This is a genomic window from Robinsoniella sp. (genome assembly GCF_034124845.1).
The window spans coordinates 1-3,619 of record NZ_JAWYAJ010000129.1 but is presented as its reverse complement, the minus strand read 5'-3'; the positions used below and the strand labels follow the sequence as shown (position 1 = coordinate 3,619).

Sequence of the window (3,619 nt, the reverse complement as noted above, 5' to 3'; positions counted from 1 at the left end):
CAGCATGTTGGGACCCTGGGGTTGTGGCATTCTGGACGCAATTGGTGTAAAACAACTGGTGTAAAGTCACTGATCTTGAGAACAGGATTTGTTTTTTATTCTGTGATCAGTAACAGGAGTAAATTTTCATCCTCTTTTACACATAAACAACCGAAACATACTACACTGCATCCAGTAGAACATCCTTCTATAGCCCCAGAGTCATGCTGAAAACGAGTAGTATAAAGCAGCTAAACCTTCAGCGGACTAAATGGTGACAGTCAGATGCCCGGTTACAATTGGCTGAATGGTTCTTTCTATCAGAAAATAAAACAGTTCCGGATTTACCATCCCTCTCAGATTATTAATAATAAGGTTATCCGTAGGCATAGCCGCAAATGAATCCAGCCCCTTCATGATGACATCTTTCCCGGGAGTTTCATTCCAGCGGATTTCTGCTTCCTCGTTTCGGAAATAAAATTTCACTTCTCTGCTTACGGCTTCTTCTAAAAAGGTAATCCTGATTTTCAAAACCCTTCGGTTCTCTTCATCCGTCGAAAATTTTCCCTCTGCAGCTACCAGATATTCTTCTTCATGCAGTTTAACGGCGGTTGTTCTGGCTCCCTGAAATCCAATTTCAATTTTGTGATTGTCTTCGCCTTCTTGTATTTCCAGATAAAATCTTCCACTGTCCATGAGAAATCCCATCCGGCTAATGCCCTCGGAATAATTATTGTGCAGCACCTGGAGCATTAAAGGTGCAAGCCCCACATGCTTCTGCTCCATATCGTATACCCTGCCTGCAGCCCATTGTCTGTCATCCGGTTCAAACTTCTGCCTGGGCTGTCTTCTCTTTTTATGTATACAGCGGCGGTTCCATCCTCCCTTTTCAATCAGCGGAAGATTTTCTTTAACGCCTCTGGCCGCCTCTTCTATGCTTAAGAGCCTGCCATAATCCATGTTTTCTTCTGGCAAAACGGTTTCCTTACCGTTTCCCGGCACAAAATCATTTTCAAAATATCTGCCGATCACATCCATAAGGGTGGATTTCTGAAATATTTCCCTGCTTCCGGCATGTGCCACGATGACCATTTGAAGGTCTGGGTATACGATAACATTTTGTCCAAGCATCCCATTAAATAAAAAGCTCCCTGGTCTGCCTCCCATCCAGATCTGGTAACCATATCCATTGCCGCCTTTCTCCGGGGGCGTATCCACCTGTTTCGTTGTGGATTCCTTTACCCATTCAGCCGGTATAATCTGACGGTCCAGCCATTTTCCCTGCTGAAGGTATAACTGTCCCAGCTTTGCTGCATCCTCCGGCAGCAGAAAAAGTCCCCAGCCTCCCTTTGTAATCCCTTTCGGGCAGGTCTCCCAGAAAAACTTTGTGATTCCCAGTGGCTCAAACAGCCGGGGCGTCAGGTATTCCGTCAGCGTTTCACCGGTGATCTCGGTTACAATCGCAGACAGCATATAGGTATTCATGCTGTTATAGTCGAACACCGTCCCTGATGTCCCTTTAACAGAGGACTCCAGAAAGCTTTTCGACCATTCATTGCCGGAAAGTGCACCTGCCTCATTATAGACAATGCCGCTGGTCATGGTCAGCAGATCCCTGACCGTAACATTTTTTTGGCGGAACAGCCCGCCCAATATATTTTTCTTCGCAAAGATATCATGAATCCGGTCATCCAGCTCCAGTCTGCCCTCAGCCACCAGCAATCCCACTGCCATTCCGGTTATGCTCTTGCACATGGAGTGGGTGATATGCCACATCCCCTGTCTGTATGGCGCAAAACTGGTTTCTCCGATGACACAGCCATTTCTCAATATCATGATATGATGCATATTAATTCCTTCATTACTTCTAAGCTCTTCTATCAGATCCCTGATCATTGCAGATGAAATTCCCTGAGTTTCCGGAACCGCCCGCATAAATGCCTGTTCATAAGGTATTTCCTCCGGAAAGGGAATCTTCTGCGGGGTAAAATCAACTTTACTGCGATCTGTTTTCCCTTTTATTAAATTCCAGATTAGTTCAAAAACCGCCATCTGTTCTTTCGTCATGTTGTACTCCTTTGCTCTTTCATACGCCATTCATTCCTACTCTATGATTATAGTATGGAAAAACTTCATATACTACCTTTAAAAAATAATATTTTGCATAAAAAAGTATAAAATTTTTATATGCTTATTCTAAAATTTGTTTTCCAAACATCATAACTGATGTTATAATCTTCCTTAATGATGTTTACAAAAGTTGGAGGATTACATTCATGTTTGGTATAGGTACACTGATTAACACCATTGCTGTGATAGCCGGAAGCGGAATCGGTCTTTTTCTGCACAAGGGCATAAAAAAAGAACTGCAGGCATCCCTGATGTGTGCATGCGGAGTCGCTACCATATTCATCGGTATCAGCGGCACATTACAGGGAATGCTGGAGTTCCAAAACGGCGTGATCCAGACCAAAGGCAGCATGATGCTGATCTTTTCCCTGGTTCTTGGATGCCTGTTGGGAGAAATCATCAATATTGAAAAACGTATGGAACAACTGGGTGATAAATTAAAAAATGCCTTCCATGCCGAAAACGACAGTCGTTTTGTGGAAGGCTTTGTAAATACTTCTCTGATCATCTGCGTGGGCGCTATGGCAATTGTAGGCTCCATACAGGATGGATTAAACGGAGACTTCTCCATGCTTGCTGCCAAAGCCGTACTGGATTTTGTAATTGTAGTGGTTCTGGCTTCTACTTACGGCATTGGTGTAATGTGTTCCGCACTAGCCATCCTGGTTTATGAAGGCTGCATCACTCTGGCTGCCCATTTTGCCGGATACTTTGTGGCAGAAGAACTGATCGCCAATCTCTCTTACATAGGGTCTGCGTTGATTTTCTGCGTGGGCATCAACATTGCTTTTGGCAAGAAGTTCCGGGTCGGCAATATGCTGCCAGCCTTACTCATTCCGGTTCTCTATGCTGTCTATACAGTCTTTTGGTAGCATGGGCAGTACCGGCTGTGAAAATCACTTATGACATTAACCCCAAAAGCACTGCGGCATTCCGGTAAAATACTTTATCTGCCACATCTTCTTTACCGGAAAATGCCTTTTTACATTGCTCTATAGAAGCTTCTACTTCTCCAAACGGATAGTCTGTCCCAAACAGGATCTTGTCCTCTCCCATTAATTCTGTCAGGTCTTTCATTACCTCTGCCCCCTTAAAGGAAGTGTCTGTATATACATGCTCCCATTTATGCTTTCGAACCGCTTCCGCCAATTCCAGATATTCCTTTCCGCATTCCCCGCCAGCATGTGCCGGTATTAGAATATACTGAGGATAGCGTTAAATCAATGCCAGCATATAGTGAAGGGCTCCATACTCCTTTGGTGCTATATTCTGATAGGGGCTGCCCGGTTTATAATAATCATTTACTCCGCAATGTGCAGTTACCGGCAGCCTTAATTCCCCAAAGACCTCAACTGCTGCATAAGTGCGCTCATCCGTAAGACTTACATTTTGCAGAATCGGATGCAGTTTTAAGCCTCTTGCGCCCATTCTGATATCTTTTCGAAGCTTTTCCTGCATTTCTTCTTTCGGAAGTGTGAAATCCGGACTGGTAAAGGGCAAAATTCGGGGC

Annotated in this window: 4 protein-coding genes; 1 reads left to right on the top strand and 3 read right to left on the bottom strand. The window is 44.3% G+C overall.

From position 1 onward, the window contains the following. Positions 1-246 precede the first annotated feature (246 nt). Complete coding sequence (locus ACH2DQ_RS06260; protein WP_395026000.1) at positions 247-2,046, bottom strand: serine hydrolase domain-containing protein; 1,800 nt, start codon at positions 2,044-2,046, stop codon at positions 247-249. 209 nt (positions 2,047-2,255) lie between these two features. On the opposite strand from ACH2DQ_RS06260, the gene ACH2DQ_RS06255 reads away from it, so the two are divergent. Continuing rightward, a complete protein-coding gene (locus tag ACH2DQ_RS06255) occupies positions 2,256-2,981 on the top strand; it encodes a DUF554 domain-containing protein (protein WP_394915871.1) in 726 nt (241 codons plus the stop codon). A gap of 28 nt (positions 2,982-3,009) precedes the next feature. On the opposite strand, the gene ACH2DQ_RS06250 is transcribed toward ACH2DQ_RS06255, so the two are convergent. After that, positions 3,010-3,303 (bottom strand): amidohydrolase family protein, encoded by a 294-nt coding sequence (locus ACH2DQ_RS06250; protein ID WP_395026002.1) that lies wholly within the window; start codon positions 3,301-3,303, stop codon positions 3,010-3,012. Between the two features lie 21 nt (positions 3,304-3,324). Next, positions 3,325-3,619: hypothetical protein (locus ACH2DQ_RS06245; protein ID WP_395025998.1), on the bottom strand; the 295-nt coding region annotated here is incomplete at its 5' end.